The sequence below is a fragment of the Enterococcus sp. GPZ-007 genome (assembly GCF_059374735.1).
Genome location: NZ_JCAFYN010000016.1, coordinates 25,625 through 38,108, shown reverse-complemented (window position 1 = coordinate 38,108; position 12,484 = coordinate 25,625). Strand labels below are relative to the sequence as shown.

The following is a 12,484-nucleotide window of genomic DNA, read 5'->3' as shown; positions in this document are numbered from 1 at the left end:
AGAGCAGCTTCGAAAGGCCAAAACCTTTTGAAGCTGCTCTTTTACATAAATGACGGCTGTTACAATGAGCCGAAAGATTTTGCTAAGGCTGCGATGTTACGCGAACAGTTTTTTCGTCAGTGTGAGTATCTGCTTCTTGACCTAGGAAGAAACCGAGAATAGTTGAAGGTTAAATTAAGACTTTTTTCTCTCAATTTTTAGGCGCTTGATTTGACAAGGCATCTTTCTCGGGATAGGTAAATTTGATCGGGCTTTGTCCGGCTGTTTTGCCTTATGGATAATCAAACGTTTGCGTCCGGTATCCAGACCAGCCAGGCGAGACCATTATTGAAGCTGCTAAGTTAAAGAAATAAGCTTCAGCAAAGTTGTTGATAGATAAATCAGGATTGAAATGACGATAAAAATCTAAAAGCTCATGAGTAGCGGCAATCGGATTCATTTTGAAAAAAGCAATCATCTCTAGTTGCCTCAGTGCACCGCTCATATACATTCTACTAATCAAATAATTGGGCCAAAATCAATTTTAGACCTGAATATTTGGCATGAGTTGCATCATGATAATCCTCAATAAAACTACAGATGTATGATTCTCAAACCTACTCATTAACTTTCGTGACAAAAGAAGGTACGAATAAGGAGAAGAATTTCTTGTGTTTTTATCTGATCTATAAAAAAGATTCCATTAAAAAATGTTAGTTAAAGTCTCAAAAACAATAAATGAAGCTTATATCTGACGTTTAGCGAAAAGCTCTATAGGCCGATCCATTTTTTCATACCAATTTTTTTATGTCATTCCAATTAATTGGTTAACTACAGTCGAATGTAATAAAAGGATATCATGTTCACTCAAAATTTTTCCTCCCATAATATTAAAAAACGTTATTTATTTTTTTGTGAAAAAATATATTGATTAGGCGGTGTAATCATATTTATTGTGAAATCCCTAGAGCCGATAATAAAAGAACAGATGTAATTTATAAAGTTGTTTTGAATTTTCTGATAATTTTTTTCAGTGTCTCATTATAAAGAAAACAAAAAATAATGGGCGTTTTCTAAAAAGTATGATTATGTTACTATTGAGGCGCAAACTTGTGGGGGTGACTATGATGAGAGTATCAGAAACAGTTGAGGTTGGGTTTACGTACGAATGTCATGCGGTCGGGATTACAAACATTGTTGTTGGAGTAGTGGAACAGATTTATGCAAATACTGTAGTAATCAACGTTCTTCGTTGTCATAAAAGTGATCGGGCAACTGTGATCGAACGTCAGAATAAATTAATCGTAAAGCACGAGAATGTTTATGTATGCACAGAAGCAGCAGAATGGAGTGCTTGATTCTAGAGAATCCGGAGGAAAATTTCTCTTATAAAAAAACTTTTTTAATAACTAACGTTCTAATTGATGTTTATTAAAGATTATTATAATCTTATTATAGATATTTTAATCTAAATGCAATCAAAAATTAAGGGAGAGCAAATTAATTATGAAAATGACTGCAAATGTCACAGTTCCAGAAGTAACAACGATCACGGATGCCCACAGAAAATTGGTAGAGCGTGCGAGAGAAACCTTATTGGGGAGACAAAAAGCAACGCCAATCGCCTTATTGGGAACCCAATCGGTAGTAGGAATGTATTATTGGATTCTTTGCGAGGTAGAACTTCCAGAAAATCGTGGAGAAACATTGACGGTCTATAAGATTTATCAAAGCCCCAATGATGAAGTGGCTTTAGTGGAAGCCCAAGCCTATGAGTACCCAGCATCAAGGATAGATGAACTAAAAATTTCAGCATAAAAACAATGAGCAATGGAGTGGCGAATGCCAACAGGAATCCATTGCTCTTTTTTTGTCTTGCGGCAAAAGAGAGTCAAAAATCAAATCAGCGACATGAGCTCCAAGGATTTTTAGCAGGAGCTGAGATCTTTGCTGTTAAAAATTCGTAGCTAAAGTTTATGCTGGATAAGCTAGAAAACAAGGGAAGGTCGCTACTCTTAATATAGTAGGAATCAGATAGCAGTATAATCAAGACGAACCAATAGTTGCCAAGGCAAAGAAGATTATCGTGCAAGCGTTTATCAATTATCCATTCATCGATAACAATTCATAGGCAGACTCGCTACTTGTTTCGAGCTTTTGAATAGGGTATTATCAACGAAAGCGTTTTACGAAAGAGGTGCTTCGATGATGTACATTGTTAAAGCAATGATTCATTCAATCAGAATGAGACGTGCGTAATCCTTTCTAATTTTTAGAAGCACTCTAAAATTAGCAAGGAAGAGCTGTTGACTGTTTCACTGATTTTTATCTAATAGGAGTGTTTTATTATGAATAATAAGAGCGATTCGACTCTCCCGCCAAAGTGGCGGAGAAATTTGTACTTTTTCCTAGCGGGGCAGTTTTTATCGGGCATCACCAGCATGATCGTTCAGTACTCGATCATTTGGTATTTAACTAGGACGACAGGTTCCGCGACGGTTTTAAGCTTCGCGACATTACTGGGGATGATCCCTATGGTTGTGCTGAGCCCTTTTGTTGGCCCGATCGTGGATCGACGCAATAAGAAGGCGCTGCTAATCGTGACCGATATTATTGTGGCATTGTTTGCGCTGATTCTTTCTATAACTGGTACCATTTCACCAGAATTTCCGTTGTGGCTGGTGTTTGTTTCCTTATTTATCCGAGCGGTTGCCCAAACGTTCCAAATGCCGATCATTCAATCGATTCTTCCAACCATGGTTCCAGAAGACGAGCTGACGAAGGTGAACGGACAGCTTGGCATGGTTCAATCAGCGAACTTTATCATCGCACCCGCACTGGGCGCCTTTCTTTTTTCCATTATTCCAATGAATTGGCTGATTCTTTTTGATGTTCTCGGGGCCATTCTGGGAGTGGGACTGCTACTGTTTGTGACGATTCCGCACGTTGTTTCTGAAGGAGAAGTGATTCACATTTTAGCAGATTCAAAATTTGGGCTGAAGAAGCTGATTGAAAACAAAGGGCTTTGGTACATTACGTTGATCGGTGCAGTGTTTATGTTGCTGTTCATGCCCGCAGCCAGCCTATATCCGTTGATGACGATGGACTATTTTAACGGAACGGTCGGTCAAGCCGGCTTGATCGAAGTGATCTATGCAGTGGGTATGCTGGCGGGCGGAGCGGTCATTGGTCTATTTGGGAAATGGAAAAACCGCATGCTGCTGATTCTGCTCTCCTATCTTGTCATCGGGATTACGATCGGATTAAGCGGATTGCTGCCAGGTACGCAAAAAGGCTTTGTCGTATTTTTGATCTTGAATGCCATCGCCGGTTTTGCGACACCTTATTTCAATACATTACTGATGGCGATGATCCAGCAAAGCTATGAGCCGAAATATTTGGGTCGGGTTTTAGGTGTCCTCAACTCCCTAATGAGTATCACCGGTCCTGTGGGCTTGATCTTTGCCGGTCCGATCGCCGATTCTATCGGTGTCGAAAAAATGTTTCTGATCGCGGGAATCGGTGCGCTGATCTGTGGGGCGATCAATCTCTTGATCCCTCAGGCACGTAATTATGATATCGAGCTGCAGAAAAAACTAATAGAGCGAAAAAGAGAAGAAGAGTTGTTAAATTAGTAGGAAAAAAGCTGGTTATCTGGAGCCAGCTTTTTTTAATAATAAAGGATGATGCCTACGCAAAAAAGTAGTAAAAGCGTTTTTAAAAAGTGAAGGTAGAATCCAGAAAACACAAGTATCTTATGGCGAGTATCGACCTGTTCGTGTCGTTTGGATTACTCGGGCGAATGGACAGCGGGTCGTAAAGTCCAATCTGTTGGAATTTGACGATCGAGATGATTGAAAAAGGTTACAAAAACGATTTCCAAGATACACAATGAACTTTCTTCATAGAGTTGATTCTATCGCATTTGAAGAGGATAATAATTGAAAAAGGACTGAAGAGAATGAGTAAAAAAGTGCTATGGGTCTGGTCGTTCAACAATCGACAGCAAACGGTTGGCACACCAGCTGGGATGAGTGGGGTGACCTTGAGACCGAGAAAATTCCAAAAAGAGCTACGAGAGGCGCTGGCTCCTGATTGGGAGATCGACTATATCAGTGATGACTTATCAGAGACATTGCCAAAAGCTGATGTGATCGTTATTCCTAAGACCAATAGAGCGCTCTATGCCGAACGTGCGAAAGACGCGAGGGTCGTCTGGATGTCGGGAAATGAAGTCGCGGAGAACGATATTGAAGGAATCAAGCGGAAAATCATTGAGGTATGGGTCAGCTATTTGCAGATTTGTCAGAGGAATCTAACAAAAAAATAGCAATTGAACATTGTCCGCATGAAACGTTTAAATTTACGATAAAAAAATGAGCTTCTAGAATTCAATTTTTCTAGAAGCTTTTTTTTCATTGGATACCTTGTTAAACAGCCATTTTTTCTATTCTTCTATATAGGCTAAAATGTCTCCAGGTTGGCATTCTAGGACTTTGCAAATCTCATTCAAGGTAGAAAAACGAACGGCTTTTGCTTTGCCAGTTTTTAAAACGGAGATATTTGCATTCGTCATCCCAACTCTTTTTGCCAGCTCACCGGAGGACATCTTTCTCTTTGCTAGCATGACATCTAGGTTTACTTGAATCACTTTGTATTGCTCCTTTCGTTTGGCTAGCTTAGATCGTTAATTCATTTTCTTCAGCAATCGCATTAGCCTTTTCCAAAATTTTCGCCAACGCCCAGACGATGATTGCGCCGACGATATAGGTTAGATCAAATGCTGCACTGTCAATAGTGATTCCGTGTGTTGATGCATATAGATCAGGGAGGCAAGAACTCACGGATAAGATCAAAAGAATGACGGCGATTTTTTTGGCGGTCATGACGTTTGTCTTAACAAAAATTTGATCCATTTCCAGATTTTTGAAAAAGCTGCGCACAAAGTAGAACAGTACCCCATATAAAATAATGTTAACTATTAATAATAGAAGAAAAAGCGGTGATGATAGGATCGCCGTGGTAAATTTCCCGAACGGCAAACTATCGATACTCATCATTGCAATTTCTTGCGATACCGAAGTAAGGTTAAAAATGAATGCCATGATGGTTAAACCTACTGCAGCAATCCCCATTAAACCAATAAATAAACTAAACAACCATTTCAACCCTTTAAAAATCCCTTTTTCTGAATTCATTAAAAACACTCCTTTTTGTTTGAACTACTTGATGAGTTCACTATAAAGCAGGAATTACATGAAGTCAATAAAAATTTATCGATAAACGATAAAAATATATCGAATAAGCGGATATGTTCTTTTTTATGGTTAAGTGTGGTCCTTTTTTATAAAGATTTTCAGATATTTGCATTGTGTTATTTTATGGATAATTATTAAGAATGTGAATTTTTTGTGTCTTAGGAAATTTTCATTTGACGTGAAAAAGCGAAAGAAAACGCGGGTCTTTCCTTAAATTTTGGAGGAAAACCCACATTTTGCTTAAAAAATATAAAATTGCCGGTGTAACCATAAATGAAAAAGCATTTTTTTAAAATCTGCTCTATAGTAGTAATGGACAATTTAATAGAGAAAGAAGTGTTCTGGATGAACCGGGTAAAAAAAGCTTTTAGCAATCGCTGGCTGATTCTTTTGACCGTCAGTGTGCTGTTTTGGGCAAAAACGATCTTATCCTATTATGTAGATTTTTCATTAGGTGTGGAAGGGTCCATTCAATACTTCATTTTATGGATCAATCCCATCGCCACGACTTTGCTGCTGTTTGGCGTGTTCTTATACGTCAAAAAATTTAAGCCGGCGTTGATCGTGTTGTTTTTAATGGATCTGCTGAATACCTTGATCTTATATTTGAACGTGATTTTTTATCGTGAGTTTACGGATTTCGTGACGATCAAATCGATCTTAGGATTTTCTAAAGTCTCGCAGGGAATCTCAGGCAGCTCCTTTGCTTTGATGAAGGTTCACGATATTTTTTATTGGGTGGACTTGCTAGTCTTTTTAGGAGTTTTGATCTACATTTTCGCTAAGCGCAAAGAAATCGTCAGCAAACCGGTCAAAAAGACCTTTGCAGTAGCAGTCAGTTGTTTGGCGGCGTTGACTTTTTCAGTCAATTTATCTTTAAGTGAGGCGAACCGTCCACAATTATTGCAGCGGACTTTTGACCGTTCGTATATTGTAAAATATCTTGGATTGGATGCTTTCACGGTGTATGACGGTATCAAGACGGAGCAGACCAATAGTGTGCGAGCCCATGCCTCAAGCAACGGCTTAACCGATATTCTGAAATACACGAAGAGTCACTATGCGGCACCTGATCCAAGCAGATACGGCATCGCGAAGGGCAAAAATATCATCGTGATCCACTTAGAAAGCTTCCAACAATTTCTGATTAATATGAAGGTCGATGGCCAAGAGGTTACACCATTTCTAAATAGCTTAGAAAATGATACTAAGCAGACCTTGGCCTTTGATAATTTCTTCCATGAAGTTGGACAAGGGAAGACTAGTGACGCGGAAAATATGCTGGAAACAGGGACCTTTGGCTTACCACAAGGCTCATTATTTACCCAATTAGGGAATGATAATACCTTCCAAGGAGCACCGGCAATTTTGAATCAAGAAGCTGGCTATACGAGTGCGGTTTTCCACGGCAATGTCGGCAGCTTCTGGAATCGCGACCATGTGTACAAAAATCTCGGCTATCAAAATTTCTTTGATCGTTCGTATTTCAACCAGTCGGATGAAAACTTAGGCTACGGGATCTTAGATAAGGATATGCTGAAGGAAACGGTTGGACATCTGGAGCATCTGCAACAGCCGTTCTATTCGAAATTCTTAACGGTCACGAACCACACGCCCTATTTGACGGATGATAAGAACTTCAATTTCCCAGCATTAAAAACGGGCAATAGCACGGTCGATGATTATGTGCGGACGGCTCATTATTTGGACGAATCACTGCGTCAATTCTTTGACTATCTCAAAGCCTCTGGCGTTTACCAAAACTCGATTTTTATGATTTATGGGGATCATTTCGGTATTTCCGACAGCAACAATAAGGATTTAGCTAAAGCCTTAGGCAAAGATCCAACGACTTGGGACAAATTCGATGACGCACAAATGCAGCGGGTTCCATTGATGTTCCACATTCCGGGCTACACCAATGGCGGTATCCAGCATCAATACGGCGGCGAAATCGATGTCTTGCCAACCTTGATACATTTGATGGGGATCGATAATCAGAAATATATTCAATTCGGGACCGATCTGTTTTCATCAAAACACGATCAAACTGTTGCCTTCCGTAATGGGGATTTTGTTTCACCAAATTATACCGAATTAGGCGGAGAGACTTATGATAATAAAACCGGTGAAAAGGTCGATCCAAAAGCCTTGAATATCGCTCCAGAGATCGATAAGGAGCAAAAGCAAGTCAAACAAGCACTAAGTCTGTCTGACAAGCTGAACCAAGAAAATCTCTTGCGCTTCTACACACCAGAAGGCTTCACGCCAGTCGATCCGAAGAAATACGATTATCACAATCTAGACGAGAAAAATACGGCGATCGAAAAAGAAAAAGGCAGTCAATCAATCAGCATCTATTCGAAGAACGGCAATAAAACAACCACCGCTCTGTACCCGCCAATTCAATAGATTAAGAAAGAAGCATCCGATGCTTGGGTGCTTCTTTTTGCGAGTTCCACTTTGTGCTTTAGCACATTAGTGGAATCGTATGCGAAGCGAAAATAGGACTCATTTTTCTGGTTTTTAGAAAAATGAATACAATAGTAAGAGATAGCTGTCAGTCGAACTTTTCGCAGTATCTTAAGTAGGAGATTCAAACTAAATTGCTGGTTAAATTTTAAAAGACAGCCAGTTTAGTTCGATGATATGCGTACGACAATAAGAATATTTTTCCTGTTTTTGGAAAAATATTCTCCTTAAAATGAGCTAGCTGCGAGTTCCACTTTGTGCTTTAGCACATTAGTGGAATCGTATGCGAAGCGAAAATAGGACTCATTTTTCTGTTTTTAGAAAAATGAATACAGTCTGCATTTTAAATCTAGTATATGGAGCCTTTTAACCAGCTTCGATTCCTACACATTCCCGCTAACTCAGCGTTAATTAATTTAATAGTTGCGTGATTAGTTGATAAAACAGATGGGAAATAATCAAGATCGATAAATCATAAAAGGCATCTTTCAAAAGATTAGGGGCGTGTTCCTTTACATTTTTCATCATAATCCTCCTCTCGATTAGTAGTGAACTTACCATAAATAGTGAAGCTTATGGTTGGCATAAATGAATCTAAGAAAGTCTAAAATCATTGGGTCAAAATCAGATTGATTCACCGGCTATTTCAGCTTAGAATAGAAGTATAAAGGGAAAAGGTCGGAGGAGTATGGATACTTTTGAACGTTTATTGCCATTAGTTTTCCATCCAATCGTCTTAGCATTGGATGTCGTATCGATTTTTATTATTTTATTTGGTGCGCTTTTTTCATTTATCAAATTGATCCAGCCGGCAAAAGAACAGGACTATTCGTCTGTTCTGCACAAAAATAAGTGCATCAAGGCTTATTTGGGCAGCTATATTTTACTAAGTCTGGAATTTCTGATTGTGGCGGATATCATTGAATCGATTATCAACCCAACATTCCAGGATATTATCAAATTGGCGATGATCGTGCTGATCCGAACCATGATCTCTTATTTCTTAAATAAAGAAATTAGTGAATTTTCTGAGGATCAGTAGAATTAAAACCAAATTATTTAGTAATTTTTAAAAAAGAAAGAAGCATTTAAAGTAAGGTTGTTTCTTTCTTTTTTTCTTAGCAATTTGTTATTGATTCCATCCTGAATGAATGGTATGATTATTTTGTTTCGGGAGTGGATGGGTTCTGGTGTTCCCTCTGGTCTTCAAAACCAGTATGAGGAGTTAGGAGCTTCTTGGGTAGGTTCGATTCCTACACATTCCCGCCAATATGACCTTAATAACCAACCCGTTAAGTTTTGGATTTTTTCTAATTCGACGGGTTGGCTTTTTTTGAAAAGGAGAGAGCTTTACAGATGAAAGAATACAAATTCGAATCAAAGATCTACGCGTCAGAAGTTGGTAAAGGCGGCGCATATATTATTTTTCCATATGATGTTCGAGAAGAATTTAATAAGGGTCGTGTCAAGGTTCACGCAACTTTCGATGGTGTTGAATATCAAGGAAGCATCGTTAATATGGGCGTGAAGAATGAGGATGGCAGTATTTGCTACATTTTAGGGATTCGGAAGGATATCAGGAAGCAGCTGAATAAAGATATTGGTGATACTGTCGAAGTTACTGTTCATGCGATTGATTAATAAAGAATATCCTAAGCCATAAAATAAGCGTTAGTATTCTTCAATCGAATCAAGCATGCAGTATAAAAAAGGCTGCATGCTTTTTTATCAATGTATCCTTGATAGGAATCTGATTGTTCGTGTTTAGCTTTCTAAAAAATTGATTCTCAAGAGATGATAAGTCTAGTAGTTAAGTCAAGATAAATTTTCGTCTGACGGTAGTTATTAAGAGAAAGGATGAAAACTTAATATTCGTTACAAAAAAGCTTGAAAATATTCATGTTTTTTTGCTTTTCTCTATCATTCATGTTATGGTTACTAAGTAATACTTTGATATGTGACTAGGTAGTTATCGTTAGGCTTTATGATACTTTTTTATTACACGTCATTTTTTATTACAAATAAACACATTTGATGTGTAATTGGAGGTACTTATTATGAATAACGGTACAGTAAAATGGTTTAATGCAGACAAAGGTTTTGGATTTATTACAGGAGAAGACGGCAATGATGTATTTGCTCACTTTTCAGCTATCCAAGGCGACGGCTTCAAAACTTTAGACGAAGGTCAAGCAGTGACTTTCGATGTTGAAGAAGGCCAACGCGGCTTGCAAGCAACAAATATCCAAAAAGCATAAGCCTGTTTAATCGACAGATGACTAAGAAGATCGGGAACGGTCTTCTTTTTTTATACTATTAAAGGAGGATATATTCTAATGGCGCAAACGTATGGTTTCAAATCTCCAAATCCCTCAATTGCAGGTGAACAGTTTTCAATTGGTCAGGAAGTCTTTTTTGAGTATCAAAAGGAGATTCATTTAGGTAAAATCAAGAATAAATTGAGTAATTCAGTTATTATTGAGATTGTAAAAAGCGAAATAGAAGAGTTGCTGGAATTTACCACAGTCATTAGATATACCGACTTGCTCGTTCCTGAAACGAGACTTTAGTCTTCAAAAATTGTTTAAGAAATTAACGACCTTCGCAACTGCGAAGGTCGTTTTAAGGTTGTTCATCCTATTTATCTAGTAATTCAGTCACGTCGATAGTGCCATTTGCTTGAAAAAAGATGCGGTAGTTCTGATAAGTCAGCCCTTCCTCGTACATTCTGGCATATACATTGATTGCGTGCTCGAAGGATTTTTTGTTAATTTCTAAATAATCAGCGCATTCCCAGACAGTCGAAAGCCCCTCCTTATGGCAGGCAATGATATCTTCTGGCGTTACGACCAGTGTTGATCCGATATCTCGGGCGCGCTGCTCTTGTTTTCGCTGCTCAGTTGTCTCTTGGCAACTGATGTCGCCGGAGCTGGTTAAATAATGGGCGATCTCCTCAGCAATCGTAGCGGTCAGTTCTTGGGAGGTCTGCCGCGGATTCAAGTACACATGATTGTCAATGTATAATCCTTTTTGACCGTCTGGCATAGAGGAATCGAAAATATAATTGATTCCTTGAAAATCGGCCATCAGTTTTTCTGCTTTATCCATCCAATCATTCCTTCTTTGTATGCTTCTGTTTAATGAAATCAATATAATTCAAAATATCTTCCATTTGCTCCTCGGTCACTTCGTCATCGATATGCGCCGCCACGGTCATTTGATTCGCTGAAAAAGTCTTCTTTTGCTCGCGACCGTGCAAGTAGTCTAAGGAAACATCGAAAAAATCTGCAATTTTATTTTGCGTTTCAATGTCCGGCGTACGCTTTCCTTGTTCATAAGAGGCGTACGTCGTCTTCGCGATCCCCAGTTTTTTTGCCATGTCTAGCTGAGTGAGGCTAGGTGTTCTTTTTCTTAATTCCTTCAATCGTTGGGCAAACATAAGAACCACTCCCTTTTATACTATAATAACACGAAATGTATCGTTTTACCCGTAAAAAGAGATGGATGAATTTACAAAGTACGCGAAATGTATTACTATTAATCTACAAAAAAGAAATCAACCGGCTTTTTTGTAGAATCAATGCTTTTTTTCTACGGCCAGTCTAGTTGTAGAATACAATTTCCAGTTATTTTTAGGAGGAAAGACGATGGAAAAATGGAAGAAGGATTACATTAAAGGAATTCTACAAGATTATCCTAAAATGGATGATTACTATTTAGAACGAAAAGAAAAACTACTTTTTCATAACCGGAAATCCCTCAGTACATCGCAAGACCAGAAGCTCTTAATGACGATTTCCCTTGATCGTCGGCTACTCAGCTTAGAGCGAAATCAAAAAATCATTTCATTGTGTCTGGAAAATGCGAGCATAGAGACAAGGAAAATAATTAAACTGCTGTATATGACGGATAAAAAGAAAGTTAATCTCGATTTAGTAGCGGATCAAGTCTTTTTGAGCAAGCGGCAGGTCATACGCTTACGTGATGCCTTTTTTGAAGAGTTAGCCGAACATCTAGGAATCTGATGTCTTTTTTTTGGCAACAAAACAAACATAAGTTCGTATATAGTGTAGATAGATTCCTAGGAAGGAAGTGAGAATCAGGACATTTTTTGAAATCGATGGCAACATTACGGACTACGATTTTTTTGCGGATATTTTTAGAGTAAAGGGAATTTTTGAGAGGACAATTAAGTTGGATCGTTAATCATTTCGATCTATGAAAGGATAAGAGTCGCATGAAAAAAGGTTTGCGGAAATTTTTGGCGAAAAAAAATCATTTACCACTGATATGTAAAGCGGGTAATCGACAGTTCACGCTATTCTATCAACAATATATCCCGATATTCTCTATTATCTTAGGGATCGTTTTTGGTGGAACGATCAACTACTTTTTTGGCCAGATGTCAGAAGAAATTGTTTCTATTGATGAAGCTATCATCTATTATCCAAATGTTGCTTCTGCAAGTTATCTGAGTTTAGAATCCTTCGAGGAAGTCAAAACACTCAGGGCGGAAGAAGGTGTCAGTAAACATAAATGGCGAAAAGTTCTTCCTATCTTTCAGGCTGATTATTTTGTGAAGACACGGGAAAAAGCGAGCTTGTGGAGAGCGCTTTTGCAGGAGTGTCGAAGCAGGGTGGAGAGCTGCACCAAAAAAATGTGTGACAATTGGCTGGAAATTCTGGTGGCGAGGTATTTTTACTTGAAGCGTCAGTTGGATGAAGGGTGATGAAGAAAAAATCTCTGGGCTTTTGAAAAAGAGACCAGAGATTTTC

At 38.5% G+C, this 12,484-nt stretch carries 16 protein-coding genes and 1 tRNA gene; 12 read left to right on the top strand and 5 right to left on the bottom strand.

Annotated features, from left to right (window positions below):
• Positions 1-271: 271 nt before the first annotated feature.
• A complete protein-coding gene (locus tag AC4J95_RS10155) occupies positions 272-484 on the bottom strand; it encodes a hypothetical protein (protein ID WP_494549788.1) in 213 nt (70 codons plus the stop codon).
• A gap of 622 nt (positions 485-1,106) precedes the next feature.
• Here AC4J95_RS10155 and AC4J95_RS10150 point away from each other — a divergent pair.
• The 4 genes from AC4J95_RS10150 to AC4J95_RS10135 all read left to right on the top strand — a co-directional run bounded on the left by AC4J95_RS10150 (position 1,107) and on the right by AC4J95_RS10135 (position 4,309).
• Positions 1,107-1,337: a hypothetical protein gene (locus tag AC4J95_RS10150; RefSeq protein ID WP_494549787.1), complete on the top strand. Its 231-nt coding sequence runs from the start codon at positions 1,107-1,109 to the stop codon at positions 1,335-1,337.
• Between the two features lie 148 nt (positions 1,338-1,485).
• Positions 1,486-1,797, top strand: a complete 312-nt coding sequence (locus tag AC4J95_RS10145; protein WP_494549786.1) for a hypothetical protein — start codon at positions 1,486-1,488, stop codon at positions 1,795-1,797.
• 530 nt (positions 1,798-2,327) lie between these two features.
• The gene (locus tag AC4J95_RS10140; RefSeq protein ID WP_494549785.1) at positions 2,328-3,614 is read left to right on the top strand and encodes an MFS transporter; all 1,287 of its coding nucleotides are present in this window, start codon (positions 2,328-2,330) and stop codon (positions 3,612-3,614) included.
• A 326-nt stretch (positions 3,615-3,940) separates the two neighbouring features.
• Positions 3,941-4,309 carry a hypothetical protein gene (locus AC4J95_RS10135; RefSeq protein ID WP_494549784.1) on the top strand — a complete coding sequence of 123 codons (369 nt, stop codon included), beginning with the start codon at positions 3,941-3,943 and terminating at the stop codon, positions 4,307-4,309.
• 117 nt (positions 4,310-4,426) lie between these two features.
• On the opposite strand, the gene AC4J95_RS10130 is transcribed toward AC4J95_RS10135, so the two are convergent.
• Both AC4J95_RS10130 and AC4J95_RS10125 read right to left on the bottom strand, forming a co-directional pair.
• Complete coding sequence (locus AC4J95_RS10130; RefSeq protein WP_010743987.1) at positions 4,427-4,630, bottom strand: helix-turn-helix domain-containing protein; 204 nt, start codon at positions 4,628-4,630, stop codon at positions 4,427-4,429.
• A 28-nt stretch (positions 4,631-4,658) separates the two neighbouring features.
• On the bottom strand, positions 4,659-5,177 hold the full coding sequence (locus AC4J95_RS10125) for a DUF2975 domain-containing protein (protein WP_494549783.1): 519 nt from the start codon (positions 5,175-5,177) through the stop codon (positions 4,659-4,661).
• A 405-nt stretch (positions 5,178-5,582) separates the two neighbouring features.
• Between AC4J95_RS10125 and AC4J95_RS10120 the strand changes: the two genes are divergently transcribed.
• From AC4J95_RS10120 to AC4J95_RS10095, 6 genes are all read left to right on the top strand, one after another.
• Positions 5,583-7,649 (top strand): LTA synthase family protein, encoded by a 2,067-nt coding sequence (locus AC4J95_RS10120; RefSeq protein ID WP_494549782.1) that lies wholly within the window; start codon positions 5,583-5,585, stop codon positions 7,647-7,649.
• 748 nt (positions 7,650-8,397) lie between these two features.
• The gene (locus AC4J95_RS10115; RefSeq protein ID WP_494549781.1) at positions 8,398-8,751 is read left to right on the top strand and encodes a DUF1622 domain-containing protein; all 354 of its coding nucleotides are present in this window, start codon (positions 8,398-8,400) and stop codon (positions 8,749-8,751) included.
• 130 nt (positions 8,752-8,881) lie between these two features.
• A tRNA-Sec gene (locus tag AC4J95_RS10110) sits at positions 8,882-8,978 on the top strand.
• 87 nt (positions 8,979-9,065) lie between these two features.
• Entirely contained in the window at positions 9,066-9,350 is a 285-nt protein-coding gene (locus tag AC4J95_RS10105; protein ID WP_494549780.1) for a DUF1905 domain-containing protein, read from the top strand.
• Positions 9,351-9,766: 416 nt separating this feature from the next.
• Positions 9,767-9,967, top strand: a complete 201-nt coding sequence (locus AC4J95_RS10100; protein WP_316404480.1) for a cold-shock protein — start codon at positions 9,767-9,769, stop codon at positions 9,965-9,967.
• Positions 9,968-10,045: 78 nt separating this feature from the next.
• Positions 10,046-10,279 carry a hypothetical protein gene (locus AC4J95_RS10095; protein WP_316404478.1) on the top strand — a complete coding sequence of 78 codons (234 nt, stop codon included), beginning with the start codon at positions 10,046-10,048 and terminating at the stop codon, positions 10,277-10,279.
• 67 nt (positions 10,280-10,346) lie between these two features.
• Here AC4J95_RS10095 and AC4J95_RS10090 read toward each other — a convergent pair whose 3' ends face one another.
• Complete coding sequence (locus AC4J95_RS10090; protein ID WP_494549779.1) at positions 10,347-10,817, bottom strand: ImmA/IrrE family metallo-endopeptidase; 471 nt, start codon at positions 10,815-10,817, stop codon at positions 10,347-10,349.
• 4 nt (positions 10,818-10,821) lie between these two features.
• Positions 10,822-11,148 carry a helix-turn-helix domain-containing protein gene (locus AC4J95_RS10085; RefSeq protein ID WP_494549778.1) on the bottom strand — a complete coding sequence of 109 codons (327 nt, stop codon included), beginning with the start codon at positions 11,146-11,148 and terminating at the stop codon, positions 10,822-10,824.
• 208 nt (positions 11,149-11,356) lie between these two features.
• Here AC4J95_RS10085 and AC4J95_RS10080 point away from each other — a divergent pair, with 208 nt between their 5' ends.
• Both AC4J95_RS10080 and AC4J95_RS10075 read left to right on the top strand, forming a co-directional pair.
• Positions 11,357-11,734, top strand: coding sequence for a transcriptional regulator (locus AC4J95_RS10080; RefSeq protein WP_494549777.1), 378 nt, complete (start codon positions 11,357-11,359; stop codon positions 11,732-11,734).
• A gap of 212 nt (positions 11,735-11,946) precedes the next feature.
• Positions 11,947-12,438, top strand: coding sequence for a hypothetical protein (locus AC4J95_RS10075; RefSeq protein ID WP_494549776.1), 492 nt, complete (start codon positions 11,947-11,949; stop codon positions 12,436-12,438).
• Positions 12,439-12,484: the final 46 nt, after the last annotated feature.

Bases quoted from the DNA above. Each gene is read 5' to 3' on its own strand.
- AC4J95_RS10095 (WP_316404478.1), top strand. From the start codon at position 10,046: ATGGCGCAAACGTATGGTTTCAAATCTCCAAATCCCTCAATTGCAGGT.
- AC4J95_RS10100 (WP_316404480.1), top strand. From the start codon at position 9,767: ATGAATAACGGTACAGTAAAATGGTTTAATGCAGACAAAGGTTTTGGA.
- AC4J95_RS10120 (WP_494549782.1), top strand. From the start codon at position 5,583: ATGAACCGGGTAAAAAAAGCTTTTAGCAATCGCTGGCTGATTCTTTTG.
- AC4J95_RS10105 (WP_494549780.1), top strand. From the start codon at position 9,066: ATGAAAGAATACAAATTCGAATCAAAGATCTACGCGTCAGAAGTTGGT.
- AC4J95_RS10085 (WP_494549778.1), bottom strand. From the start codon at position 11,148: ATGTTTGCCCAACGATTGAAGGAATTAAGAAAAAGAACACCTAGCCTC.
- AC4J95_RS10155 (WP_494549788.1), bottom strand. From the start codon at position 484: ATGAGCGGTGCACTGAGGCAACTAGAGATGATTGCTTTTTTCAAAATG.
- AC4J95_RS10080 (WP_494549777.1), top strand. From the start codon at position 11,357: ATGGAAAAATGGAAGAAGGATTACATTAAAGGAATTCTACAAGATTAT.
- AC4J95_RS10135 (WP_494549784.1), top strand. From the start codon at position 3,941: ATGAGTAAAAAAGTGCTATGGGTCTGGTCGTTCAACAATCGACAGCAA.
- AC4J95_RS10075 (WP_494549776.1), top strand. From the start codon at position 11,947: ATGAAAAAAGGTTTGCGGAAATTTTTGGCGAAAAAAAATCATTTACCA.
- AC4J95_RS10145 (WP_494549786.1), top strand. From the start codon at position 1,486: ATGAAAATGACTGCAAATGTCACAGTTCCAGAAGTAACAACGATCACG.
- AC4J95_RS10150 (WP_494549787.1), top strand. From the start codon at position 1,107: ATGAGAGTATCAGAAACAGTTGAGGTTGGGTTTACGTACGAATGTCAT.
- AC4J95_RS10125 (WP_494549783.1), bottom strand. From the start codon at position 5,177: ATGAATTCAGAAAAAGGGATTTTTAAAGGGTTGAAATGGTTGTTTAGT.
- AC4J95_RS10090 (WP_494549779.1), bottom strand. From the start codon at position 10,817: ATGGATAAAGCAGAAAAACTGATGGCCGATTTTCAAGGAATCAATTAT.
- AC4J95_RS10115 (WP_494549781.1), top strand. From the start codon at position 8,398: ATGGATACTTTTGAACGTTTATTGCCATTAGTTTTCCATCCAATCGTC.
- AC4J95_RS10140 (WP_494549785.1), top strand. From the start codon at position 2,328: ATGAATAATAAGAGCGATTCGACTCTCCCGCCAAAGTGGCGGAGAAAT.